This is a genomic window from Mucilaginibacter sp., from assembly GCF_965201005.1.
GTDB lineage: Bacteria > Bacteroidota > Bacteroidia > Sphingobacteriales > Sphingobacteriaceae > Mucilaginibacter_A.
On sequence record NZ_OZ241747.1, the window covers coordinates 3080099 to 3104712 of the forward strand.

21 protein-coding genes and 1 pseudogene are annotated in these 24614 nt (G+C 40.5%); 6 read left to right on the forward strand and 16 right to left on the reverse strand.

Going from position 1 to position 24614, the window contains the following annotated elements:
• Positions 1–15: 15 nt before the first annotated feature.
• From ACOFKR_RS14060 to ACOFKR_RS14070, 3 genes are read right to left on the reverse strand one after another with little or no spacing between them, the layout of a single operon-like run.
• Positions 16–840, reverse strand: coding sequence for an MOSC domain-containing protein (locus ACOFKR_RS14060; protein WP_419801438.1), 825 nt, complete (start codon positions 838–840; stop codon positions 16–18).
• 21 nt (positions 841–861) lie between these two features.
• A complete protein-coding gene (locus tag ACOFKR_RS14065; protein WP_419801439.1) occupies positions 862–1350 on the reverse strand; it encodes a rhodanese-like domain-containing protein in 489 nt (162 codons plus the stop codon).
• Complete coding sequence (locus ACOFKR_RS14070) at positions 1347–1955, reverse strand: HesA/MoeB/ThiF family protein (protein WP_419801440.1); 609 nt, start codon at positions 1953–1955, stop codon at positions 1347–1349. Before ACOFKR_RS14070 ends, ACOFKR_RS14065 begins: the two co-directional genes overlap by 4 nt.
• A gap of 252 nt (positions 1956–2207) precedes the next feature.
• Between ACOFKR_RS14070 and ACOFKR_RS14075 the strand changes: the two genes are divergently transcribed.
• From ACOFKR_RS14075 to ACOFKR_RS14085, 3 genes are all read left to right on the forward strand, one after another.
• The gene (locus tag ACOFKR_RS14075) at positions 2208–3518 is read left to right on the forward strand and encodes an SGNH/GDSL hydrolase family protein (protein ID WP_419801441.1); all 1311 of its coding nucleotides are present in this window, start codon (positions 2208–2210) and stop codon (positions 3516–3518) included.
• A 364-nt stretch (positions 3519–3882) separates the two neighbouring features.
• Positions 3883–6381: a DPP IV N-terminal domain-containing protein gene (locus ACOFKR_RS14080; RefSeq protein ID WP_419801442.1), complete on the forward strand. Its 2499-nt coding sequence runs from the start codon at positions 3883–3885 to the stop codon at positions 6379–6381.
• Between the two features lie 218 nt (positions 6382–6599).
• Entirely contained in the window at positions 6600–7103 is a 504-nt protein-coding gene (locus ACOFKR_RS14085) for a hypothetical protein (RefSeq protein ID WP_419801443.1), read from the forward strand.
• A gap of 377 nt (positions 7104–7480) precedes the next feature.
• Here ACOFKR_RS14085 and ACOFKR_RS14090 read toward each other — a convergent pair whose 3' ends face one another.
• Both ACOFKR_RS14090 and ACOFKR_RS14095 read right to left on the reverse strand, forming a co-directional pair.
• The gene (locus tag ACOFKR_RS14090) at positions 7481–8407 is read right to left on the reverse strand and encodes a type IX secretion system membrane protein PorP/SprF (RefSeq protein WP_419801444.1); all 927 of its coding nucleotides are present in this window, start codon (positions 8405–8407) and stop codon (positions 7481–7483) included.
• A 47-nt stretch (positions 8408–8454) separates the two neighbouring features.
• A complete protein-coding gene (locus tag ACOFKR_RS14095; protein WP_419801445.1) occupies positions 8455–13254 on the reverse strand; it encodes an MBG domain-containing protein in 4800 nt (1599 codons plus the stop codon).
• A 235-nt stretch (positions 13255–13489) separates the two neighbouring features.
• Here ACOFKR_RS14095 and ACOFKR_RS14100 point away from each other — a divergent pair, with 235 nt between their 5' ends.
• The 3 genes and pseudogenes from ACOFKR_RS14100 to ACOFKR_RS14110 all read left to right on the forward strand — a co-directional run.
• The gene (locus tag ACOFKR_RS14100; RefSeq protein ID WP_419801446.1) at positions 13490–14821 is read left to right on the forward strand and encodes an APC family permease; all 1332 of its coding nucleotides are present in this window, start codon (positions 13490–13492) and stop codon (positions 14819–14821) included.
• Between the two features lie 553 nt (positions 14822–15374).
• Positions 15375–15839 (forward strand): CPBP family intramembrane glutamic endopeptidase, encoded by a 465-nt coding sequence (locus tag ACOFKR_RS14105; RefSeq protein ID WP_419801447.1) that lies wholly within the window; start codon positions 15375–15377, stop codon positions 15837–15839.
• A gap of 329 nt (positions 15840–16168) precedes the next feature.
• Positions 16169–16726: pseudogene (locus ACOFKR_RS14110) on the forward strand (IS982 family transposase); the annotation flags it as partial.
• Between the two features lie 23 nt (positions 16727–16749).
• On the opposite strand, the gene ACOFKR_RS14115 reads toward ACOFKR_RS14110, so the two are convergent.
• From ACOFKR_RS14115 to ACOFKR_RS14165, 11 genes are all read right to left on the reverse strand, one after another.
• On the reverse strand, positions 16750–17280 hold the full coding sequence (locus ACOFKR_RS14115; protein ID WP_419801448.1) for a hypothetical protein: 531 nt from the start codon (positions 17278–17280) through the stop codon (positions 16750–16752).
• Between the two features lie 101 nt (positions 17281–17381).
• A complete protein-coding gene (locus ACOFKR_RS14120; protein WP_419801449.1) occupies positions 17382–17672 on the reverse strand; it encodes a hypothetical protein in 291 nt (96 codons plus the stop codon).
• Positions 17673–17710: 38 nt separating this feature from the next.
• On the reverse strand, positions 17711–18442 hold the full coding sequence (locus ACOFKR_RS14125) for a helix-turn-helix domain-containing protein (protein ID WP_419801450.1): 732 nt from the start codon (positions 18440–18442) through the stop codon (positions 17711–17713).
• A 186-nt stretch (positions 18443–18628) separates the two neighbouring features.
• Positions 18629–19453, reverse strand: a complete 825-nt coding sequence (locus tag ACOFKR_RS14130; RefSeq protein WP_419801451.1) for an SDR family oxidoreductase — start codon at positions 19451–19453, stop codon at positions 18629–18631.
• 83 nt (positions 19454–19536) lie between these two features.
• Positions 19537–20121, reverse strand: coding sequence for a Crp/Fnr family transcriptional regulator (locus ACOFKR_RS14135; RefSeq protein WP_419801452.1), 585 nt, complete (start codon positions 20119–20121; stop codon positions 19537–19539).
• 45 nt (positions 20122–20166) lie between these two features.
• Positions 20167–20745, reverse strand: a complete 579-nt coding sequence (locus ACOFKR_RS14140) for a hypothetical protein (protein WP_419801453.1) — start codon at positions 20743–20745, stop codon at positions 20167–20169.
• Positions 20714–21055, reverse strand: a complete 342-nt coding sequence (locus ACOFKR_RS14145; RefSeq protein ID WP_419801454.1) for an SDR family NAD(P)-dependent oxidoreductase — start codon at positions 21053–21055, stop codon at positions 20714–20716. The genes ACOFKR_RS14140 and ACOFKR_RS14145 overlap by 32 nt, the downstream gene beginning before the upstream one ends.
• Positions 21042–21917, reverse strand: a complete 876-nt coding sequence (locus ACOFKR_RS14150) for an alpha/beta fold hydrolase (RefSeq protein ID WP_419801455.1) — start codon at positions 21915–21917, stop codon at positions 21042–21044. Before ACOFKR_RS14150 ends, ACOFKR_RS14145 begins: the two co-directional genes overlap by 14 nt.
• Before the next feature lie 180 nt (positions 21918–22097).
• On the reverse strand, positions 22098–22655 hold the full coding sequence (locus ACOFKR_RS14155; RefSeq protein WP_419801456.1) for a TetR/AcrR family transcriptional regulator: 558 nt from the start codon (positions 22653–22655) through the stop codon (positions 22098–22100).
• A 465-nt stretch (positions 22656–23120) separates the two neighbouring features.
• Positions 23121–23543: a tautomerase family protein gene (locus tag ACOFKR_RS14160; protein WP_419801457.1), complete on the reverse strand. Its 423-nt coding sequence runs from the start codon at positions 23541–23543 to the stop codon at positions 23121–23123.
• Positions 23544–23700: 157 nt separating this feature from the next.
• A complete protein-coding gene (locus ACOFKR_RS14165; RefSeq protein ID WP_419801458.1) occupies positions 23701–24465 on the reverse strand; it encodes an Atu4866 domain-containing protein in 765 nt (254 codons plus the stop codon).
• Between the last annotated feature and the right edge of the window lie 149 nt (positions 24466–24614).

Sequence of the window (24614 nt, forward strand, 5' to 3'; positions counted from 1 at the left end):
GGTGTAAAATTGGTGTCAGACGATAAACTTTTCTGACCTTAAATCTTTGATGATAATTTCATCGCCCAGGCTAATGCTGCCTTCGCCCTGGTGGAGCAGGTTTTGGCCGAAATAAATTTTGTTGTTTTTCTTCCGAAACCCCGCCAGCGTTTTGATGGGTTCTTTATCAGAAACGCCGCTTTCCTGGTCGATATTGATAACCGGGCAGCGCGCACACGGTTTTACACCATAAAACTGCAGCTCATGGATTTGAAAATGCGCCAGCTGATCTTCCTGAAAAGCTTCCCCGCCGGAAAAAACAATGTTCGGCCGGAAACGGTCCATCGGCACCGGTTTTTGCAAACGGTTGTTCAAATCTTGCAGCGATGCATCCCCTACTATCAAAAACGGGTAAGCATCTGCAAAAGAAGTGATCTGCCCCGGGCCTGCATACCGCTGATCTACCAGGCGTTTGCTGTTTTTAGGCATGTAAACCAAGCGGCATTTCAGCTTTAAAACGCGCGAAAACCATTTATCAATTTCGGTATCCACAAATTCGGCCTGACATTCATCATCCCAAATGGTACAAACGGCTTCTTCGTTGGCATCAAACAAAAACGGGACGGAAATAAATTCTTCGGGCATTTTTTTGTGCATCACCAGCAAACCGTTCGGCGTTAATTCTACATAAAGCAAGGCCATTTCCGGGATTTCACGCTGGGATAAAAAGCGGTTATGTTCATCAACCAGCATCCATCGCCTGTCGTGCTCCAAACCGCGGCTGGTTACCTGTGCTTTGTTCAACGAAATACCACCCAAAGATTTGATGGGATAAACAAAAAGTCCGCTGATTTTTAACATGCAATAAAGGTATAAGCAATTTTAGTTTTTAGGGAAATTTTGCCCAAATAACCAAAAATGATTTTTATAGGCCGATAAGCCGCCTTGCAAACTGAAGGAATTTGGGAAGCCCGCCTTCCGGAAAAACCCGGCCGCCTGATGACTGCGCAAACCTTGCTGACAGTAAAAAACCAGGTTTTCATCTGTAGAAAAAGCATCTGAATTAAACCTCGGAATTTTGGAAAGCGGAATATTGATGCCGCCAATGTTAAACGCTTCGTGGTCGTCATCGCTGCGCACATCAATTAGTTTAAAGGTTTTATGCTGAAATTGTTGCTGAAAATTTGCCGGGGCGATGGCAACCGGAGCTTCGGTTTTGCGGAAACGGTTGAAGCTGATCGCTCTGGACGCAGGGTTTTCGTGATAAGCCAAACGTGTGTTTTTCCCGGCCAAAACATCAACATAAATTAATTTACCGGTAAAAACAGCATCCGATTTTAAAATAATCTTGACAACTTCTCCGGCCATCATCGTTCCGATAATCCCGGTTGTGATATTGTAAGCTCCGATTTCTGCACAACTTTGGATGGATTTTCCGGCGGCGGTTCCGGGAACAAACAACGCAGCGTGGGCGAATTTTGGTAGTTAAAAACAGTAACCTGGCCTTCGGTTTGGTAAATGGCACCGTAAACCAGCGGCTTGTGGAGGTAAACGCAGGCATCGTTGAGCAGATAGCGGACCAAAAAGTTATCGGTGCCATCTACAATCACATCATAATTTTGGATGAGTTGCAGCACGTTGGTTTCATCTACCAAAAAATTGTGTTCTATAATTTGGATGTTTGGATTGTGCGCCTGTAACTTATGCGATGCTGTTTTTACCTTACTTTTTTCGAGATCATCAAAAGTATAGAGCGTTTGGCGGTGCAGGTTGGATAAACTTACGGTGTCAAAATCTGCAATTCCGATGGTGCCCACACCGCAAGTGGCCAACTGCAATAAACACGGGCAGCCTAAGCCGCCCGCACCAACCATCAAAACTTTGGCCGTGTTGATTTGCTGCTGGCCGGTTGGCCCGATAAAACTTAATTGCCGGTGGCTTTGATAATAATCTGGCATAATTTGTACTTCGGCCAAAATTATAAAAGTTTTGGCCGGGCAACAAAGCAAATAACTGGCCGTGCTAAAGGTTCAGGCTAAAATTTTACCGGTAAAAACAGTATGTGCATCAGCGTAAACTTTTTTATGCAGCAAATACATTTTGCGTAAAGCAGAAAGTAAAATCCTGCTACATTACGCTATCAATCAACAGGAGATAAAAACCCTAAAAAATATTTTATTAAACAAAACTTAAATCATTACTTTAAACCACAATTAACCCTTTAAAATATGAAATTAAATTACCTGATCCTGGCTTTTGCGGCCTGCATTTTATCTTTTTCGGCTTGTAAAAAAGACAAAACCAACAACATTAACAATTCCGGTTCGGCAGATTTTTCGCGCTACATCGCGGTTGGCAATTCTATAACTTCCGGTTTTGCAGATGGCGGTTTGTACCTGGCCGGGCAACAAATGTCGTTTCCAACTTTGCTGGCCGGACAAATGAAACTGGCAGGAGGCGGTACTTTTACGTCCCCTTATTTTTCTGCGGATCAGGCAAATGGATCTGGTTACCTCAAATTAACCGGTTATAATGCAGACGGAACGCCTGTTATTGTGCCAGTAAGTGATAAACTGGCGGTACGCGGACAAACTTCAGTAGCTGGCGTAAACGTAACTTTGTACACCAAATACACTGGCGAAATAAATAATTATGGTGTGCCGGGGATTAAAATGGCAGACGTTACCAACCCGCTTTATGGCAACTTTAACGGATATTTTGAACGATTGCTATCCGGAAACGCAGGCACAAATACCACTGCTTATCTGGATTTTGTAACCGCAAAACCTTTCACTTTTTTTACCTGCTGGCTGGGCAACAATGATGTTTTGGGTTATGCCACCTCGGATGGTACATCGGCAGCAAATGCATTGACCCCTACAACAAACTTTACAGATATTTACAATACAGCAATTGCAGCCCTTACAAAAAACGGTGCAAAAGGTGTTGTTGCCACCATTCCGGATGTTACGGTTATTCCGTTTTTCCATTATATTACTGTGCCGCTTTTGGTTGCAGCGGCACAAAAAGCCAGCCCTGCTTTTACCAATATCTATATACAAGCCTTGGATGCAAGCGGTGCTTATGTTACGCGTGCCGCAACAACTGCTGATTATATTATGCTTACGTTTGATGCCAAGCAATTGGGCGCAACTGTAAACGGTATGCCTTTATACGGTTTATCTCCTGCAAACCCGTTATTAAGCAAAGAAGTGCTGGATGCTAATGAAGTATCAAAAGTTCAGAATTTCGTAAACAACTATAACGGCATCATCAAAGCTGCTGCAGCTAAGTACAATTTGCCGGTTTTTGATGCTTATACACTGCTCAACCAGCTTAAAGTTGGCATAACACAAAACGGCGTAAACTTAAACACCAACTTTATAACCGGTGGGTTCTTTTCGTTAGATGGCACACATTTTACCCCGCGCGGCAATGCTTATACGGCTGATGAAATCATTAAAGTAATCAATGCCAAGTACCAATCCAAAATCCCGGCACTTGATATTTCGGCTTACAATGGGGTTAAAGTAAATTAAAGTTTTAGCACCTTTTTAAAATCTGTTCAATCGGTTTCAGATGCTTCTTTTATCACCTAAAAAATGGTAAGCGTTTTATTTAAAATTGATGCGGGCACCAAATTTTATAGGGTAAAAGAAGCAGTGTTTTTGCAGATATAAACTTTAAACAGGCAATAAATTTTCCTCAATTTTAACGTTTTGGGCTGATGATTTTACCATCTGCCCAAACCGTTTTTATTTAGATGGAATGCTTCTTTTAGCACCAAAATTTCGGGCTGACAAAAGAAGTATTGAAATTTTTACAAGATAAATCCGGTTTTCGCCCTCGGAAGTGATCTTTTTAAAATCAAATTCAATAATTTTCGTCAATAATTAATTGTTGATGAAAAAGTTTTACTTCTCTTTGCTTTTGCCGATGTTTTGTCTCCCGGTCAAAGCACAAATTTCGGCCTCAAATCCGGCCCCAACAAAAGGAAATTATTTGCTGGCGGCACGTTTCTCCCCCAAAAAACTTCAAAAAATGGTTTTTTCTACTTCGGTAGATGCGCATTGGCTAAAAAACTCCGACCGTTTCTGGTATATGTTTGAAACCAGCGCGGGCAAAAAATGGTTTCTGGTTGATCCGATGGCGCGCAGCAAAAAGCCGTTGTTTGATAATGCCAAAGTTGCGGCGGCGGTTACGCTGATTGTGAAAGACCCGTTTGATGCGCAACATCTGCCCATCGAAAACCTGAAGTTTACCAAAGATGAAAAAAGTATCCAATTCGATTTAAAAAGTACAATCGACATCGTAAAAAAAGATCGGAAAGATAAAAAAGCTGCTGATTCATTGGAGAAAAAAACCTTTTACTTTCAATACAATCTGCAAACCGGCCAAACCAAAGAACTGGCCAATTACGAAAAAGTAAAACCAAAACCAATCTGGGCTTCGATTGCGCCGGATAGTTCGGCCATCATTTTTGCACGTAACTATAATTTATATTGGATGGACAAAGCCAACTATAAAAAAGCGTTGAAAAATGAAGAAGACAGCACGATTACAGAGCATCAGCTAACCAAAGATGGCGTAAAAGATAATGCGTACGGCGGCAGTTTTACAAATGAAACCAACATTGACGAAGAAAAAAACAAGAAGAAACGCAAGCCAACACAGGTTCTATGGTCGCCGGACGCCAAACATTTTGCCCTGATCCGAAGTGATAACCGCAAGCTGAAAGATTTTTGGGTGATCAACAGTATTGCAGAGCCGCGGCCAACTTTAGAAACTTACAAGTATCAGCTTCCGGGCGAAAAAGAAAACCCGATCAAGGAAATGCTGCTGTTTGATTTCCCGGCCAAAACATCTAAAAAGTTAAACGTGGCTTTGTTTAAAGATCAGGAACTTTCGATGTGGCCGGCCCCAACTTTGCAAAAAAACCGCGACGATGAATTCAGGCCAAACCTGTGGCTGGGCAACAACAATCAGTTTTACTTTTACCGCACGGGCCGGGATTTAAAAAAGATCGATGTATGCAAAGTTGACATCCAAACCAGCAAAGTTGATTTGCTGATCCAGGAAAGATTAAACACTTATATCGAAATAAACCGGCCGGGTTTGGTAAATGACGGCAAAGAAATTATTGAATGGAGCGAGCGCGATGGATGGGCACATTTTTACTTGTATGACGGAAACGGAAAGCTAAAAAACCAGATCACTTCCGGCTCTTTTCATTGCGATGAGATTGTAAATATTGACGCCAAAACACGCACGTTGTATTTTACAGCTTCCGGGCGCGAAGCCAACGAAAACCCGTATTACACACATTTATACAGCATAAAATTAGACGGCAGCAAAATGCAATTGCTGGATCCCGGAAACTTTGACCATGCCTCGAGTTTGAATGACGACAGCAGGTTTTTTGTCAATACTTTTTCTCGTGTAAATACCATTCCAAAAGCTGTTTTGTATGATTTTACCGGACGCAAGCTGATGGATTTGGAAACGGCAGATTTATCTAACTTAATGGCTGCAGGTTACAAGTTTCCAGAACCGATCAAATTAAAAGCGGACGATGGCATTACCGATTTGTACGGCGTGATGTACAAACCTTATGATTTTGATGCACAAAAGAAGTATCCGCTGATTGAATATGTGTATCCCGGCCCGCAAACAGAAGCAGTAAATACGACCTTCAGCAAAAGCATGGATTACAATGAAAGACTGGCGCAATTCGGGTTTATTGTAGTTACCGTTGGCAACCGCGGCGGCAATCCGGCACGTTCAAAATGGTATCATAATTATGGCTACGGCAACCTGCGCGATTATGGTTTGGCAGATAAAAAAGCGGCCGCAGAACAACTGGCCGATAAATATCCGTTTATTGATATTAACAAAGTTGGTATTACCGGGCACTCGGGCGGCGGTTTTATGAGTGCGGCGGCGATGCTGGTTTATCCTGATTTTTTTAAAGTTGCAGTTTCAGAATCCGGCAACCACGACAACAGTATTTACAACCGCTGGTGGAGCGAAAAACACAATGGTTTAAAAGAAACCATTACCCCGAAAGGCGATACAACTTTCCAATATTCGATTGATAAAAACCAGGACCTGGCCAAAAATCTAAAAGGACATTTGCTGCTTTCCACCGGGGATATCGACAACAATGTCAGCCCGTCAAACACGATCCGTTTGGTCAATGCTTTGATCCGGGCCAACAAAAGGTTTGATTATGTTTTGCTGCCCGGCCAGCGACATGCTTATGGCGATATGACCGAATATTTTTTCTGGCAGAAAGGGGATTACTTTTGCAAATACCTGCTGGGTGATTTTTCGCAGCCGGTAGATATGATGGAAATGGACAGGGATGTGGAAATGAACGGCAAAAAAACAACTTCCAACTAAATTATACCGGTAAAAGAAGCATCCAAGTTAATAAGGGGTTTTGGGCAGGCTATACAAGCGCATCTTTGAGTTAGAAATATTATTTAAATTTATTTTTTTGTTAACAGAAACAAAGTCAATCACTTGCCGTTACCTTAACAAAAACAAAACAGAATTATTTAATTATCCAATTCAAAGCAAAACCCTTTTTTAATCCAAAATCTAAACTACATTTGTATATGGCAAACATAACCGAAAAAGACATCATTGTTTATCTTAAAGAAAAGATAAAAAGTATTCAAGCTGAAGCAAAAAAGTATGAAGACATGCTTAATGCATTTAACGGCGCATCTGCTGCATCCAAACCGGCTAAGCAGAGTAAAGACAATTTAATGGAAGCCGTTTTGGAACAGGCAGAAGAAACCTCCGCGGCAAAATTTTCAAAAAAGAAAGCTGAACCAAAATCAGCAAAAGCACAAAAAACAACAACTAAAATGTTGGAAGTCCCGGCAGAATATACGCCCGAATTAGGCCTGAGTTCTAAAATTGCATTTGCGATCAAAGAAATTGGCGGTTCAGGTTTCGGCCAGGATATTGCCAATGCAATGGCACAATACGAACCGCAAAGCGATGCCGATAAACTTTTTAAACAGATTGCAAGTGTGCTTTCCAACTTAAAAGCAAAAGGTGCTTTAACCACCGTAAAAGAAGGCCGTAAAGACAAGTATTCTTTGGCTAAGTAATTGTTTCAAAGCGTTTTAGAGGCTTTGTTAAAAGTTTTTATATGCTTCTTTTATCACCTAAAATTTGGTGGTTTTGGATAATTTTTTTTCATCAGCAACAATTACAAAAGCAAAAAATTAGGTGATAAAAGAAGCATCAGAAATTTATCAACAGAAACTTTAATTACGCTTTTACTGTTTTTACCTGCTTAAAAACAGTATCTGTTATAAAAGCCCGGCCTCAATATTGCAGCCGGGCTTTTTTGGTTTTCACAAAACTATAATGATAATTTTTAAAAGTTTTGATGGTTTGTTTAGAAGTTGAAATCAAAACTTAAACCAAAAGCCTGCAAGTATTAAACCTGCAGGCTTTTGGTTTTTGCAACTCTTGGCTTCTTTCAAAGATGGAGTTTTAACCCAACTTCAAAATCACCGTTGGTATAAGTTTTCAGCGGCGTATTTTCGGTGGTATAAAAAAGCATCAGTTGTACAGCTTTGCTAATGTTGGCACCAAAACCAAAACTTTCACTCTGCGAGCTGTGGTACATGGTATAAAAATGCATCAAATTATTTTTAATATTGAAATTGATGCCGGCGTCCAGCACGCTTTTGTAACCATCTACACCCCGGTAAACTAATTTTGGCTCGATCACAGAACCATCCAGAACACTGACCGGAAACTTGTAACTTACCGAAGCCAGGAACACCGAACGATCCACGCCCAGAATGGTATTGGCACTTTTAAAAAGATGGTTTAGGTTTGGCAGTGCGCCTTGCACCGTCAGGCTGTTGCTGGTGTAGGAAATCCCGAAATCACCATCCGGATAAGCACGGTTTTGATTATTGTACCGATCTACCTGCACATCGCCCTCGTCGCCGTTTACTTCATTGTAGTTGATGTGCTGGCTGCTTACGCCGGCCGAAAGCCCGAAGTTTAACCGCTGGTTATCTCCGCCCAAAATCACATGGTAGGCGTATGTTGCCACGGCACGCGTTTGGCGCAGCAGGCCGGTTTGGTCATTGCTGATGCTTAAACCCAAACCCACGTGTTTGCCCGCATTGTAATCGCCGGAAATAAATTGTGCTTTCGGACTGCCGGGCAACGTTGCCCATTGCTGGCGTATGGCCAGGTTCAGGTTTAAACCTTCATCCAAACCTGCCATTGCCGGGTTAGATAGGTATTGGTTTTGGAAGTACATCGATGCAAAAGGGTTAAGCTGCGCCGATACTGTTTTTACCTGCATAAAAACAGCAAGTAAAGCCATGGCCAGTTTTATATTGAAATTTACCGTTGCGGCTATAAATTTATATGTTGATGTTTTCATTGTTTTTGTTTTTGGGGATCTTTCAGTTTGGGTTTCTGTCCGGGTGATTATCTGTTTCTCAAAATCGTAATGAAACCTTTTAATGGAGCTAAGCCCGGTCCAAAATCAATCACATAATAATAAGTACCCTCGGCCAGCGGCGAACCGCGATAAGAACCGTCCCAATCATTATTATAGCCTTTTACTTCCATCAGTTTTCTTCCGCCTTTATCAAAAACAGAAACAGTATTGTTGGGGTACAGGTCTATATTTTTAATTACCCATGTATCGTTCTTACCATCACCATTGGGCGTTAAAATATTGGCCGGATGAAGAGCGGCATAATCATCCGCAACGTTGATGGTAATACTTGCGGTGCTGCTGCAGCCTGAAGCATTATTTGTGGTAACGTGATAAGTGGTGGTTTGGGCGGGGCGGACACTAATGACAGCCGAATTGCTTGTGCCGCTAACGTTTGGCGTGATATCCCAACGGTAATTACTGCCCCCGGCTGCTGTTAAAGTTACGGTTTGGCCTTTGGATATTTGTGTGCCTTTGTCTGATGAAACTGCTGCTACGGGAAGTTCATTTGCCGTAATTGTAAAGGTTTGGTTAAAACTGTTGATTCCGCCATTAGCAGTTCCTCCGTTGTCTTTTACGGTTACAGTAACTACGGCTGTTCCTGTTCCTGCTAATTGGTAGGATAAAGTAGCCGCACTGCCCGATACGGAAGAAACGTTTAAATTGCTGAACAAAGCCGGGTTAGAAGAACTGACGTTTAAATCAGTGGTTTGTGCTGTTTCCGGGCCGGGTGTAATTCCGCTTAAAGCAATAGCTTGGTTTGCAGGTGCAGCACAAACCTGTTGATCTGCTACAGCTGCCAATGTTGGTGCTTCGTTTACATCATTAATTTGGAGGGTTAAAGTTTGATCAAGATACAACCCATACTGGTTGGTTGCACGGATGGCAACAGAATAAGTGGCTTTTTGCTCGTAATCTAAGCTCTTCGCGGTAAGCAGTTGGTTTCCCCGGATACTGAATGATGCATTATCGGTGCTTCCGGCACCTGCCACTAAGGTATAGGTATAAATTTCATTCGGATCAGCAGAGGCGGCACTTAACGTTCCCGCAAGTGTTCCTGCCGGTTGGTTTTCAAAAATAGTTGCCTGGGCCAGGCTAACACTGCTAACTGCTGAGTTGGTTACCGTAAAAGTGCCGGAAACGTAAGTAATGTTATAATTAGCTGATGCCGCCCCGCTTACATTAATTGTATAAGTGCCTGTGGCCGAAGTGCTGGTAGCCGTAGTGCTTACGGTAGGCGGTGTAGCAAGGCCAGAAGCATTATCGCCGTTTATAAAACCACTGTAACTTACGGTAAACACTGGGTTTGCCAGTCCATAAACTCGGGTTTGGTCGTCGGCAGTAATAGTTAAGGTAGCTGGTGTTATGGTTAAAGTCCCGGCAGAATAAGCAATGTTATAATTAGGTGCTGTGGCGGCTGTTATAGTAATCGGATAAGTACCGGCCGGAGATGCAGCAGTTGCCGTGGTGGTTACGGTTGGCTGTGCGGATAATACAGCTGCAGTCTCTCCATTTACAAAACCGGTGTAATTAAGGGTTAAAGTTGGATTTACTGATCCGTAAGTTTTTGTTTGGTTAACTGCTGTAAGTGTTAAAAGTACCTGATTAACGGTTAGCATTTGCTGCACATCTGCCGCTGGTTGATAGTTGCTGTTTCCTGCTTGCGAAACTGTGATCATTGTTGTTCCGACAGCAAGGATATGTACCCTTCCTGCAGCATCTACCGTTGCTATCGTTGGATCGCTGCTGCTGTAAACAACAGCCGAACCGGATGAAGCTGATGCGGATAAATTAAAATCTGCATCACCATAAGTTTTGGCAGGTATGGACGCGAGCGTTAACGTCTGATTGTTTGGTGCAATTGTAAAGGTGCCTGGCTGATAAGTAAAGATATAACTTGAACTTACAGCACCTGCTACCGTTATCGGGTAAGTGCCAGCCGCTGAAGCAACAGTTGCCGTAGTGCCTGCCGTAGCTGGTATGGTTAAACTGGTTTCGGTATCACCATTAACAAATCCAGTGTAACTTACCGTTAAGGCAGGAATGGCCGATCCGTAAGCATTGGTTTGGTTATCTGCCGTAATGGTAAGGACAGCTTTGTTAATGGTTAATTGCTGACTAATGTTGGTTGTGGCAATATAATTACCATTCCCTGGCTGCGAAGCGGTAATGGTTACATTTCCGGCGGAAACAATATGGACTATACCTTGTGCATCCACCGTTGCAATGGCTGTGTTACTGCTACTGTAGGTAACAGGTAACCCGGATGAAGCACTTGCACTTAACGCAAAATCAGTATCGCCATAAGTTTTAGGCGGAACATTAAAAGAAATAGTCTGGATACCGGGATAAACTGAAAATGTTCCGCTTACATAAGCAATGGTATAATTGGCAGACGCTGCACCTGATGCCGTAATTGGATAAGTGCCAACTGGTGAAGAAGCTGTTGCCGTGGTGCTTACAGTAGGTGCTGTGGTTAAACTGGACTGGGTATCACCGTTAACAAAACCACTGTAACTTACTGTTAACACAGGGTTAGCAGTTCCGTAAGTTTTAGTTTGATTATTTGTCGCTATGGTTAAAGCTGTCTGGTTTACGGTTAAAGTTTGCTGAACAGGTGTAGCAGCATTGTAATTGGCGTTGCCTGCCTGTGAAGCTGTGATAACAACAGTACCTGCACCAACAATATGGATATTACCGTTTACAATGGTGACAACACTGGTATTGTTGCTTGCATAAGTAACCGGAACAGTACCATTGCTGCTGGTTGCATTCAGATTAAAATCGGCATTGCCATAAGTAGTTGTTGCTAAAGTATTAAAAGTGATTATTGATGATGCTTTGTTTACCGATAAAATTCTTACAACCGGAGCAGCAGCAGCATAATTTCCGTTGCCTGGTTGTGTAGCCGTGATATTAGTTGTGCCAACGGTCAGGATATGGATTAGCCCGGCAGCATCAACTGTTGCAACCGCAGGATTGCTGCTGGTATAAGCAACGGCCAAACCGGATGAAGCAGTAGCACTGACATTAAAATCGGCATCGCCGTAAGCTTTTGCAGGTAAAGCAGCAAAGGTAATGATTTGTGTCCCTGTTATGGTTACGTTTACATCGCTTGTTAAAGTTGTGCAACTATTAGTAATCGCCCAACGGAAAACATAAGTACCTGGATTGAGATTACTTACGCTATTATTAAAAAGCGAAGCATTAGTAAATGTAGCCGTTGAAGGGCCGGATACCTGAGACCAAACGCCCGTTCCAACTGTAGGCAAATTGCCATTTAAAGTTGCGGTTGCGGGCGTAGCAGCAGTTATGCTTTGATTAGTCCCTGCATTGGCTGTTGTGGGCTGCGGGTTGATTGTAACAGTTACCGGATTAATAACTGAACAACCGTTTGCACCAACTGCTTTAATATAATACGTACCGGAAGTTGCGATTGCAACTGGATTACTTAACACTGTTGTTGCAGCCGAATTTGTATAATAAGAAAATGTAAGGTTTGCATCGCTTCCGGCCGTAACAGCAGCAGCCGTAAGATCGACCGTTGCAGGTGCACATAACGCAGCAGGATTGGTAATTACCAAATTTGGTGCAGCATTAATTGTTGCCGTTACGGTTGCGGTATTGGAAGTGGCGCCATAATTATCGGCAACAGTAAAATTGCAGGAAGCAGTACCACTGACCGTATTATTTAAAGGGGCAAAAGTAATATTTCCGCTGCCGTTAGAAGTAAATGTCCCTTTTGAAGCAACGGTATAAGTAGTCTGAATGCCGGTTGTAGCCGGGTCTAAATCCACACTTGCCGTATTGATGGCACCATTTGGAGAATTGGTTGTACTGAAACCACCGGAAATATTTACACTTCCGGTAGCGTTGGAACAGGTTGTAATGGTTTGGTTAGTTTGTATTGGCGTGGTTAAAGCAGTACCGGCCGGGAGGCTAACACCTGTGTTACGTATTTCATGATAATTATTAGAGCCTCCGGTAGAAGCGGCATAGCCAAATTTTAAATTTGCGGGGGAAGCGTAATTGTAATAATAGTTATTAATAACCGTAACCGGAGTTGAAACGGCATCATGCTGAATTTTTACGGTTATATCAAAACCACCACCCGCATGAGGAATTATATCAATATATGCTTTTCTATAACCTGTTGTCCCGGCAGCGGCACGTGCAGTTCCGCTTCCGATTGGAAAACCATAATTGGTTTGCACGGGAACTGTTGTAAGCATGTAATAAGCACCACGTGAATCGTTATAAGCACCTCTTATCGTTACAGAATTTTGAACCCTGCCTGTTCCTCCGCTGCCGCCTGCACTTCCGTCAGAAAAATTTCCGAATTCATCCAGCCCGATACCTAAATAAGCCCTTGAAAGGCCGGTAGCGGTAACATTTGTGTAGCCTAAGCCACCGCCAAAAGACCCAACGTTAAAATTTCCATCAGCTACGGCGGCATCAAAAAGAAAAAAACAAATACCGTCAGCACCGTTTCCTCCATAAGTATAGTACTCAAAATTTACTGAAATACCTTTAGATGCAGGGAAGCTGTTGGAACTAAAAGCATAGCCTCTTTGTCCTCCTGCATTCGATGTAAGCCGCAGGTAACCGTTGCCGCTTGGATCTGGATTACCGCTGGTAAGGTAGGCTGCAGGCGTTCCTCCAAAGTTCAATCCCGGTGCGGTTGAATTCATAAAGCTTTCACTATATGGAAATTGGGCAAATACTTTAATCGGGAAAACTGCTGCTAAAAACAGCATCAGCATAAAAATTTGTAATTGTTTTAACATAAAAAGAATCTGGGTAAATATTTTAAAAAGCAGGCGCACAATGTTTTAATCCGGGCAGGTAGATTTTTAATCTGGAGTTATACGACTTGTACAGGAACAGGTTTCAAAAGGCAGTAGCTAAATACATGTATTTCTTTAACAGAAATTCTTGGCTAAAAGAAGCATATTGCCGTAACTTCCGTAGAAACCGCTGTTCGCTTTTTCAATCTGCATTTTTATTTTTTAGCTTTATTTCATGATAGACCCCGCCCCTCGTTCCAACTTAAAAAAGTTAGGGATACTGCCTTTGATCGCCATTATCTTTCTCACTGTTTCCGGCGGCCCGTATGGTTTGGAGCCACTGCTGGCTTATGGCGGCAAAAACGGCGCGCTGCTGCTGCTCATCGTTACGCCCATTTTGTGGGACATCCCAACCATTTTTACTGTGCTCGAACTCAACAGCATGATGCCAATCACCGGCGGCTATTATCAATGGGTAAAAAAAGCATTAGGCCTGCGCTGGGCTTTGTACGAAGGCTGGTGGACCTGGCTTTACACTTTTGTGGATTTGGCCATTTATCCGGTACTGTTTACAGAATATGCCGCTTTCTTTTTCCCAGAGGTTACAGCCTTTAAAATCCCCATTTGTTTGTTCATCATCTGGTCGTCAGCGGGGTTAAACATTCTGGGGATTGTGCCCGTTGGCAAGGTTTCCGTTTTTCTGGGCGCGCTGGTGCTTGCTCCTTTTATCATACTTTTTTTGGTGTATTTCGGCAAACATGCGGGCAGTTTCAGCTTTCCGCATTTGTCTTTGAAAGGTATTGGCTTTTCGTCTTTAGGACTGGGTTTATATACGGTTATGTGGAATTTTATTGGCTGGGACAACGTAACCACTTACGCAGAAGAAGTAGAAAAGCCCGTTCGCACATACCTTATTTCGGTTTTTACTGCTTTTGTCCTGATATTTTCGGTGTATTTTCTGGCCGTTTTGGTGGCGCAGCAATCCGGCATTGATCCGGAGAAACTGCAAAAAGAAGGTTTCCCGGTCCTGGGCGTTCTGCTTGGCGGCCACTGGCTGGGCGCGCTGCTTAGTTTTGGCGGCATGGCCAGTGCTTTGGGTTTGTATTCGGCCGTGCTGCTTTCGGTTTCGCGCGTGCCCAAAGTGATGGCCGACGACGGTTTGCTTCCGCAGAAACTCAACCAGCTTCACCCCAGATTTAAAACGCCTTGTGTTTCGATATTGATCTGTTCGGCCGTTGTCAGTTTGATGATTTTATGGAGTTTTGGCGATCTGCTCATCATCGACGTAACGGTTTACGGTGCCGCTCTATTTTTAGAATTTGTTGCGCTGATTGTTTTCAGGTTAAAATCGCCAAACCTGCACCGGCCCTTCAAAATCCCGTTAAACGTTTATGGTTTAGGGTTGATGGCCATGCTGCCATTACTGGTTTACGTTGTTGCCCTGGCCGGTGCGTTTTCAGCTTCGGGCGAAACCTGGCGGCCCGCAGCTTTTGCCATCGGCACTTTGCTTTCCGGCGAATTGCTTTGGCAGGTGATCAAGTGGCGGAGAAAAGCCAACGCATTATAAACACTTTCAGAGCCTGTTCAAAATTGTGTATGATAACTTTTGATGCTTCTTTTACGCCCATAAATTTGTATTGTGGTTTTTGCCGATAGAAAACTTTATAAAAATCCACCAAATTTAGGTGGTAAAAGAAGTATGGAAAAATACTTTGAATCAACTTTTAACATGCTTTTATATGTTTAATTTCTTGCTGCAAAACCGAAAAAATATCTTAAAATTCAGCTTAAGTTTTTTACTAATTGTTGGGATATTTGAGTATTTGGGAAGTTTGATCAACGGCACTGATTTCAAAAATCATTCAATCCATACAGAAACTTCTTCAGAAATGGTTGTAACCATTTCTTTTAATCTGTTTGGGACAATTTTGGCAATCTGGCTACTTTCAAGTTCAGTGCGCAAATCTTTTAAATCCAGGTTAGGTCTTTATCCGCCGCAATCCAAATCATTATTGATCGGATTTATGACGGGTTTTTTGGTTATGGCTTCTGGCCTGTTGATTTTGCTTTCCGGGCACCAGATTTATATTCGCAGCCTGCAGTTTAGTTTTTATGATCTGTTGCTAAGCATTTACATCTTTTTTGTTATTGCGCTGACAGAAGAATTGTTGATGAGAGGTTTTATATTGATAAAACTTCTGGCAAATGTTGATCGCTGGCCTGCGTTAATTTTTTCTGCTTTGATATTTAGTGCCCTGCATTTATTTAATGCACATATCGGTGCTGTTGCAATATTAAATTTGTTTTTGGCCGGTTTGCTGCTGGGGCTGCCGGTTATATACACCGGTAATATTTGGTATTCGGTAGCATTACATTTCAGTTGGAATTTTTTTCAAAGCCTGTTAGGGTTTAACGTTAGCGGAAAAGATTTATATTCTGTAATCATTCAATACCAACCATCTTTAAACATATGGAACGGCGGTTTATTTGGTTACGAGGCATCAATTTATTGCTTAATATCACAAATAATTGCAATTCTATTTTTTTGTAAGATATTCAGAGCCTGTTTAAATTTTGTTCAATAATAATTTTATAGCTGATATTTTGACCATTTTTTCGGAGGTTTCCAACAATAGTTCATAGTTTCTGCACAACCTTCTGTCGTTCTCGGACCAGGAAAAAGCCCGTTCGACTATCCATCTTTTGTGTGTTGGTTCAAACCCTGTCCTTTTATCGTCTGAACGCATCACTATTTGTAAAATATATCCGAAACGTTTTTTACCTGTTCTATGATTTCCCCACGGTAACCGCCATCCCAGGCAATTGTCCTGATGCCGCACAGCAGTTGTTTTAAAACCCGGGTCAGCAGCAAGGCGGCCTTACTGTGGTGTACATGGGCAGCCGTTACAACCGCATGCTTTTAGAAGTGTGTGAACTGGCCAGGAGTGGCAGGAGTAAGATTTGTAAAGAGGCGGCATACGCACAGCCCGACAGAGGTTATTGTGCTTCCCAAAAGTTGCATTATTACGGTTATAAACTGCATGCCGTATGTACGGCTAAAGGTATTTTCCAAAGTTTGGACTTCAGTCCTGCATCTGTGCATGATGTCCAGTACCTAAAGGATATCAAAACACAGCTTCGGCACTGTGTGCTTTTAGGGGACAAGGGCTATCTATCAGCCGCTTATCAACTGGATTTATTTAAAAGCGGGCAAATTAAACTTGAAGTACCTATGCGTAAAAATCAGGACAACTATAAAAAACAACCTTTTATATTCCAAAAATCACGAAAACGGATTGAAACTTTATTCTCCCAGTTATGCGACCAGTTTATGATCAGAAGAAATTATGCAAAAAGCTTTGCCGGTTATAAAACAAGAATCCTATCGAAAATAACCACACTTACCATTATTCAATTCATTAACAACAGCTTAGACCGTAATATTAATAACCTCAAAATTAATATCACCTAAATGCACTACGGGTGCAGTTAGTGTTATTCAATAAGTTTGGCAATTTGGATCACATACAACAATAATAATATTCCTATAAGCATAAAATAGATCGTAATATACCAGTAAAAACCTTGAAGCGAAATAAACCAGTTCGCAAATACCAATAAGAGCAAACTCCCGATTACAAATACCAACGAAAGCGCAAAACTTCGGATTGTCATTGCCTTGATGGTGTCGTAACTTTTTTGGTTGCTCCGAAGGTTACTGAGATCGTATTTATTTAAGATTTCATTTAGATTATTATTCAAAATCGATTGCTCCAGCAAATCAATACCCGCCTCGTTGCGATCATAGATTTTTTCTAACCGATGATAATTTTCATCGGCAATAAATTCGCTTAAAGACGTGAGTCCATCCATTTTTCTGTTCAAAACAAGATCCTTAAGCATTGTTATTTCAACATCAATATTTTGCAGTCGAAAAGTTGAGAAAACGCCAAGCAATCCCGTCAGTGTTGCTATGATGGTTGCCGTGGCAGAAAAGAGAAAATATAGAATATCGGCGGTAGGCATACTATAGTTTTTTTGGCATAACAAAATGAGATTTGTAACGATAAAACTTATCGCCACAAATCTCATTAATAATCATACTTTGAAAAAGTAAAAAAAAGTTTTTAAAGGATTTTACCGATAAAACCTGTCGGCCCGTTATTGTTCAACAGTTTTGAAGCAAGTTTTATTTTATCGTCATTATTGTACTTCGATAAAACTGCTTCCGCCTTTTTTTGATCATCCCAAAGCGTATTCACCATCAAATGGTTTGGATCTTTTACATCCTGCACAACCTCGTGAGATACGTAACCATCAAGCGGCGGCATATCGTTGCCGATACCTTTTGCAAGAGTTAGTCCCTCCTCAATAGTGTCATCAGAAAACTTGAATTCGAACAAAGATTTAACTTTCATAATACATATTTTTAGTTAAAACAATATTACAAAACTCGTTAGCTATTATATACGGTCATTTTATCACTTTTAGGGTACGATTCAAGGTTCTTTGCACGAAACGCTGATGGTGTAATTTCAATATGCTTTTTAAACAACTTCGAAAAATAGGCAGCATCATCAAAGCCGATCGATTGTGCAATTTCATTAACGTTTAAATCGGTGTGATTGAGCAACCGCTTTGCTTCCATTAAAATTTCACTCGTGATCCAATAACTTACCGAAAAACCGGTATGCTTTTTCACCCTTTCGTTAAGATAATTTGGCGTAATATTCAATTTTTGAGCATAATCAGACGTGGTTTTAAGGGTCCGAAAGTCTTTCGACACCAAGGTTTTGAAATCATTGATAATCTGTGAAGTATTTTGATTTTTGGTAATAAAATTATCCTGTTCGCTGTAAGCACCGGCAACAATTGCGATAAAAGATTGCAAAAGCGCATTGGTAGCCTGCACATCAAAATAATTTTTTCCTCCGCACTTGGTTCGAATATTTATTAAATTTAAAATAGAAAGGCACTGACGCAAAATATCTTTATCTAAATTTAAAGGAATTTGTGAGCCGACAGGCGAATTAAAAACATTTCTGTATTGCGCAGAAACTAACGAACTGTCAACTGCCAAATACCAACCCGCCATACAATTTTCATAAATCGGGTGGGCAATCTGTCCCGGAATGGAAAAATAAACAGTGCCTGAAAATAAACTGTGATTTTTATAATCAACCTTCAAGTTTGCATTTCCTTCTTCACAAAGAAGAAATACATAATGATCGTTGCGCTGGATGTTTGCCTCATCATAATAACACGGTGCATCCTGCAATGAAAACCGCATAATGTCAATCTTCAAATCGGCCTGTTCCGGTAATTTATCTATTGGGATGTGGTTCATCTGCTCAAAATGCTCTTCAAATTGAGGTTAACGCTTAATCTCTTTTTCTGCTTGTGAAGATACCATTTTATTGAACATGTTTAATGGCAGCAACCAGCGGAAAAAGAAGGCAGATTTTGCCTGCGAAGTTGCTGGATACCGCAGTTTAGAACTGTTGTCCGTTGCGGCTTTGTAAACCACTTTCGCCACAGATTCGGGTGTTGCCGCATCTTTGTAACTGTCCAAAGTATTTTGTTGAACTTTCTGCGCATAGTGGTCATAATCTACATTTGAAACAAAAGAAATATTGTTTACAAACTCACTTTTCACGGTGCCGGGCTCAATGTTTTTAATCACGATTTTAAACTGTCTTACTTCATATTGCAGTGCTTCCATAAATCCTTCCAGTGCCCATTTTGAACTATTGTAAACGCTGTAAAGTGGAAACGTAAGCACGCCGCCGGAAGATGTGGTATTTAAAATTATTCCCGCTTTTCTTTCCCGAAAATGTGGCAAAACTGCCCGCGTTACATTCATTACGCCAAACAGGTTGGTGTCAAACTGTTTTCTGATCTGCTCATCCGTAGAGGCTTCAAATGCGCCGGCCAGCGAATAACCTGCGTTATTGAACAAGACATCAATCCCTGAAAATTTCTGAATTACGTCTGAAACTGCTTTTTTGATGCTTTCATTATCCTTCACATCAAGATTGAAAATGCTGATTGACGGATATTTTTCAAAATCCGGCATAGCGGTATCTTCTTTCAATCGCATTGTTGCGGCAACATTCCAGCCTTTTTGGGCAAAATAAATTGCCGTTGCTTTTCCGATTCCTGAAGATGCTCCTGTGATAAGAATTGTTTTCTTTGCCATAATTTCTATTTTTTTATTGAACAAATTTCGTCATTAAAACAGTCGCGGAAAAGGACATTTGTCCGAAAATGAGATTAATGAAATTACACTTTGAATTTTCTTCGTAGCCGGCTCAAGTGTCGTGGTGTAATTCCTAACATTGAGGCCGTGTACATTACCGCCACTTTTTGGATAAAGTGCAGTTGATTTTTCGCCATCCATTCAAAACGTTCCTCTGCCGATTTTTCTATCAAACTAAAGACCCGGTCTTCTATGGTGATGTAATTATATTCCAGGGCTTTGATGTAAAAATCTTTGAATCCGATATTTTTTTCAATTAAAATGTCAAAGGCTTTTCTGTCAATTACCACCAGTTCGCAATCGGTAAGCACCTGCAAATTTTCGATGCTTGGGATCTGCAGGATAAAACTGCGCAAGGAAGTTACAAAATCGTTTTCAAAAGAAATCCAACGGGTGACGTCATTTTCTTTTGCTCTATAAAAATGTCTTATCTCTCCTGAATTTAAAAAGCCGATATTTTTGCAAACTTGTCCTTCTTTGAGGAAAAAACCATCTTTTTTAAGAGGAATAATTTTGAAGTAAGACGCGATTTCTTCCATTTCCTTCCCGCTTGGTTTGCAGAAATTGTTGATGGCGCCGATTATTCCGCTGAATGCATCGCTGTTCATTGTATTTTAGTTAAAGATTTCTTTACCTAACAAAGGTCAGAATTTCTAATTGCCTGAAATTTGTTCGCACATCGTCCACAACCTTTTCCCTATTGCAGCATCAAATTTTTCGTGAAAAGGTACAATTTCCCTGTCTTTATCAAAGAATCTACCCGAAACATTTTGCACTTCATCGGATGTAGAAAGCCAGGTTGATACATCACAAATGTCTTTTTCAAATGGTTTATACAGTACACCCAAAAGTTTGAGATACCACGCGGATCCGGCCAAAAGTTTAGATTTAATAACACCCGGATTAAATGCATTGGCGGTGACTTTAGTTTCCTCCAATCTTCTCGCCAACTCAAAAGTAAAGAACAAGCGGGCAAACATCGCATTTGAGGTTGCCGTTAATCCGTTAAACTTCTCTACGCTCTGTAAATCATCAAAATTCAATTTTGCGTTTTTAAAAAAGTGGGATTGCCAGCAACCGTAATGATTCTTGATTCTCCACTTTTCCTTCAAAATATCGAGCAGGTTTGTTGTCAGCCAGAAATTGCTCATATAATTCACGGTGAAAGTCCGCTCTATTCCTTCCGCGGTCATTTTTTTCTCACCAAAAATTGTTCCCGCACAGTTTGCCAAAACGTGCAGGTTGTCGTATTTTTCTCTTAAATTCCTCCGCCAGTTTTTTAACGGATGATTGAAGGGAAAGGTCTGCTATTAGGTATTCACCTTTGTCATTTCCTGTGCGTTGCGCTATTTCTTGCAACGTCTTCGTACTCGCTTCTGCATCACGACTGACAATTATGATCTTAGCCCCTTTTTGAGCCAGCCCGATTGCGGTTGCTTTTCCCACGCCCGAACTTCCGCCGGTGATCAGAAATTTTTTTTCTTTAAGTTGGTTCACCATATTTATTTTATGCCGCCAATTTTGCTTTTTATATATTGCCAACTTCACTATTCTTATCCATAAAAGTTCTGATTTTTTCTATGATTTTAACGCCATCTTCTTCTAATGCAAAGTGTCCGGTATCAAAAATATTGTAGTCAATTTCTTTAAGGTCTTTTTTAAATGCCTGTGCGCCACTCTCAGGAAAATATTCATCATTTTTCCCCCATACAATAAGCATTGGTGGTTGGTTTTCTCTAAGATACTTTTGCCATACAGGATATTGTTTGATATTATTTTGGTAGTCAAACCACAAATCTAAATTAACCTTTTGCGCATTGGGTCTGCACATATTCAGGTAATCCAAATGCCAGGAATCGGGGTTGATGTTTTCTTCATTCCTCGTTCCATGCGTATATTGCCATTTTAAACCTTCCAAGGTAAAAGCGGGTAACAACGAAGTTTCTGTTTGTTCATTTCTATTGGCCCACAACGCTCTGATTGGCTCCCACCCTTTTCCAAGCCCTTCCTCATAAGCATTCCCATTTTGCGTGATGATGGCAGTTACTCTTTCAGGATGTGCAACAGCAATTCTAAAACCAATAGGCGCCCCGTAATCCTGCATCATAATGGCGTATGATTTTAATTCTTTTTTCTCCAGAAAGGAATCCATTGTTTTAGCCAGATTATCAAAAGTATACTCATATTCGTCAGGCGAAGGGAAATCGCTGTTTCCAAAACCCGGATAATCAGGCGCAATCAGATAATAATCATCAGACAATCCCTCCAGCACATTCCGGTATTGATGAGAGGAAGCGGGGTATCCGTGTAACAGAACGATGGCAGGATTTTGCGGATTTCCAGCCTCCCTGTACGCTATGTTTACACCATCTGCGTTAAGTATTTTAAATTTTGTTGCTTTCATTTTAGATATTTTTGTGATTTGCTATGCGATTAAATTGTAATTATTTTATTCATTATGATGATTGAAACCATCAAAAAATAAGTAGTTGATTAATTGTATATATTTAATTTTAAGTCAATTAAAAGGGCAAAACTATGGCACCCTATTACCGAACATTCGGTGCCGATTTTTCATAATTTTTTATGAATACCTATTTTCTATTTTTTTCAATGTGCTTTCAAAAATTGTAGCATTGTCTAAAGTCTTACTTAAAATAAGACTTCCCTGTATATCGATGAGTGTTTGTATTGCTTTTTCTTCTGCCATTTGTTTCGTAAATTCCATCGATAAACCAAGATTTATAAAAGCCGCAACCCATTCTTTCATCCCTTTGCTAATACTCTGATGAAATAATTCCATTCCATTTTGTGTAGATAAAGCCTTAAGAATACAAGGATTTTTTCCACCCTCATACAATTTTCTTATTTGAAACATCCCGTTTTTAAGTCTTGTCTTATAAGTGTCTGCTTCGTTCGTAAATGCGTGGAAAATATTGTCCGCCACCCATTTACCAATGTATTCAAGGACAGATGCGGCCATTTCCTGCTTTCCATTTGGAAATCTATGATAGAGGCTTGCTTTTTTTAAACCGGTTAAGTCAGACAATTCTTTTATGCTTGTACCTTCATAACCTCGTTCCCTGAATACTTTAGTTAGGGAAATCAATAATTCTTCGTCATTTACTTTTTGAGGTCTCATTCGTCAAAGATAGGAAAATTTGTTTACCGAACGATTGGTAAGATTGCCGTGAGTTTCTATTTCTTTATTTTATGTGCAAGTTAAATAAGTTCCCGCTAACTATTCGCCAACTCAAAAGTAAAGAACAAGCGGGCAAACATCGCATTTGACGTTGCCGTTAATCCATTAAATTTATTTGTTGTCTGCAAGTCTTCAAAATTCAGTTTTGAATTTTTTAAAAAAAGTCGGATTGCCAGCAACCGTTGTAATTCTTGACGTTCCGCTTTCCTCTAAAATATCGAACAGGTTTGTTGTCAGCCCGAAAATATCGGACTTATCCAAACGATCATTTATACCAAACTGAAAAGAATAAAAGATATAAAATCATTTATTTATATTTCGCGGTAGGATTTCAGCACCATTATTTTTTTATCAGATTTAATAACAATGTGTGGCCGGGCGTAAAATCTAAACGGTCTTTTGGGGTTAACTTCCGCTTTCATTTTTCACATCATCCATAGTAATTGTCTTTCCGCTAACGCCCCAATTGCAGAAATCTACATCCCGGAAAATAATGTAAACCGGCACTTCGTCATCATTTACATTGGTCGCATAAAACCGGATTCTTTCCGTAAATTTTTGAATGAATTCTAATTTTTGTTCCTCGTCAAGTCCACCTTTAAACGCATTTACTTCCAAACTTAAAATATTTTCATTAATAATTTTCCCACCCCGAAAAACATTGGTTTTAGGAAATTCATTGAAATAGATCCAGCATTTATTTTTTGCTTCTTCTGTATGCGGTATTCCTTCTATTCGGTGCGCGAGTTCTGTAAGTTCCATTGCCATGGTATTTTTGGCTTTTTCGGTAAATGTTTTTTCGGGACAATTAAAATAGATTAAAGGCATATTTTTATTTTTTAGTTTAAAAAAGGCAGATTGAAAAATTTCGTACCCGCCTGTGATTATTTCATTTTTAATCGTTTCTACAGATCAACAATAGCGGTTATTTCCTGTTAAGGCGATCAAATAAAAACTGCGATCCGCTTTGTTGAATTAACGAAAATTATTTTTCTTCCTTGTAAAAAATATATCCACCGTGATGCAATGTTTTTTCATCTGCAAATTCCCCATCTGCTGAAAATCCGGTGTCATCCACGTATTCGATATGATTGCCCGAAACCTTAAATTTTCCCTGATAAGCACTTTTGCGGTTTCCACGTGCTTCATCGTAACGATTATTTGGTAATAATTCCTGACGAATATGGCCGTCTTTTGTAACCCACATTCCTAAATAGCCTTTAGTTTGTTCTATTGTTTCCTGCATTGCTGTTTCCTTTTGTTTTAAGTTGAGAAGTGAAGCCAATTCATACGTATCTAAAAAGGCAACTCCTGCGATTATTTTTCTATTCTTAAATTCCATCTTCCAGAGATAGGTGTTTTCATAGGAATTGCCATTTTTTGCAAATGCTTTTGCTTTAAAATGTAACCATACATATTGACGATCTGAAGTAAGACTTATGAGTTGTGGCTGCAGAGGCGAAGCGAGTTGTGCTAAAACAGGCTGCACGGCTCTTTTCATAAAATCATCTTTTCCATAATATATACCGGAAACGGGCGATCGTCCGGCTACGGTCCAAATTGCATTTTCATCCAAAAGATCAAAAAAACTCTTACCTTCATTTTTCCATCTGTCAAAATATCGGGCGGTTAGTTCTTTTGATTCGTCAGAATATTGATCGTCTTTTTCATTTTTTCCCGTCGCTGCACAGGAAAGAAGAAGAATCGACAAACAAATTAGCGCATAATTACCAAGTGGTTTAATTTCCATAGCAAAATAGTTTTTGGGCCCGTTAATCGAACATTGATTTATTCTTATAGGTTAAAGCTTAAAACAAAATTGGATAAAAATGATGTGTACAATCTATCGTTAGTTCTTTTGTACTCGTTTCGTAAATTGAATTTCGCTGCCAAATTTTA

Coding starts and splice junctions, on each gene's coding strand:
- ACOFKR_RS14060 (WP_419801438.1), bottom strand. CDS start 840: ATGTTAAAAATCAGCGGACTTTTTGTTTATCCCATCAAATCTTTGGGT.
- ACOFKR_RS14065 (WP_419801439.1), bottom strand. CDS start 1,350: ATGATGGCCGGAGAAGTTGTCAAGATTATTTTAAAATCGGATGCTGTT.
- ACOFKR_RS14075 (WP_419801441.1), top strand. CDS start 2,208: ATGAAATTAAATTACCTGATCCTGGCTTTTGCGGCCTGCATTTTATCT.
- ACOFKR_RS14080 (WP_419801442.1), top strand. CDS start 3,883: ATGAAAAAGTTTTACTTCTCTTTGCTTTTGCCGATGTTTTGTCTCCCG.
- ACOFKR_RS14085 (WP_419801443.1), top strand. CDS start 6,600: ATGGCAAACATAACCGAAAAAGACATCATTGTTTATCTTAAAGAAAAG.
- ACOFKR_RS14090 (WP_419801444.1), bottom strand. CDS start 8,407: ATGAAAACATCAACATATAAATTTATAGCCGCAACGGTAAATTTCAAT.
- ACOFKR_RS14095 (WP_419801445.1), bottom strand. CDS start 13,254: ATGTTAAAACAATTACAAATTTTTATGCTGATGCTGTTTTTAGCAGCA.
- ACOFKR_RS14100 (WP_419801446.1), top strand. CDS start 13,490: ATGATAGACCCCGCCCCTCGTTCCAACTTAAAAAAGTTAGGGATACTG.
- ACOFKR_RS14115 (WP_419801448.1), bottom strand. CDS start 17,280: ATGCCTACCGCCGATATTCTATATTTTCTCTTTTCTGCCACGGCAACC.
- ACOFKR_RS14120 (WP_419801449.1), bottom strand. CDS start 17,672: ATGAAAGTTAAATCTTTGTTCGAATTCAAGTTTTCTGATGACACTATT.
- ACOFKR_RS14130 (WP_419801451.1), bottom strand. CDS start 19,453: ATGGCAAAGAAAACAATTCTTATCACAGGAGCATCTTCAGGAATCGGA.
- ACOFKR_RS14135 (WP_419801452.1), bottom strand. CDS start 20,121: ATGAACAGCGATGCATTCAGCGGAATAATCGGCGCCATCAACAATTTC.
- ACOFKR_RS14150 (WP_419801455.1), bottom strand. CDS start 21,917: ATGAAAGCAACAAAATTTAAAATACTTAACGCAGATGGTGTAAACATA.
- ACOFKR_RS14155 (WP_419801456.1), bottom strand. CDS start 22,655: ATGAGACCTCAAAAAGTAAATGACGAAGAATTATTGATTTCCCTAACT.
- ACOFKR_RS14160 (WP_419801457.1), bottom strand. CDS start 23,543: ATGCCTTTAATCTATTTTAATTGTCCCGAAAAAACATTTACCGAAAAA.
- ACOFKR_RS14165 (WP_419801458.1), bottom strand. CDS start 24,465: ATGGAAATTAAACCACTTGGTAATTATGCGCTAATTTGTTTGTCGATT.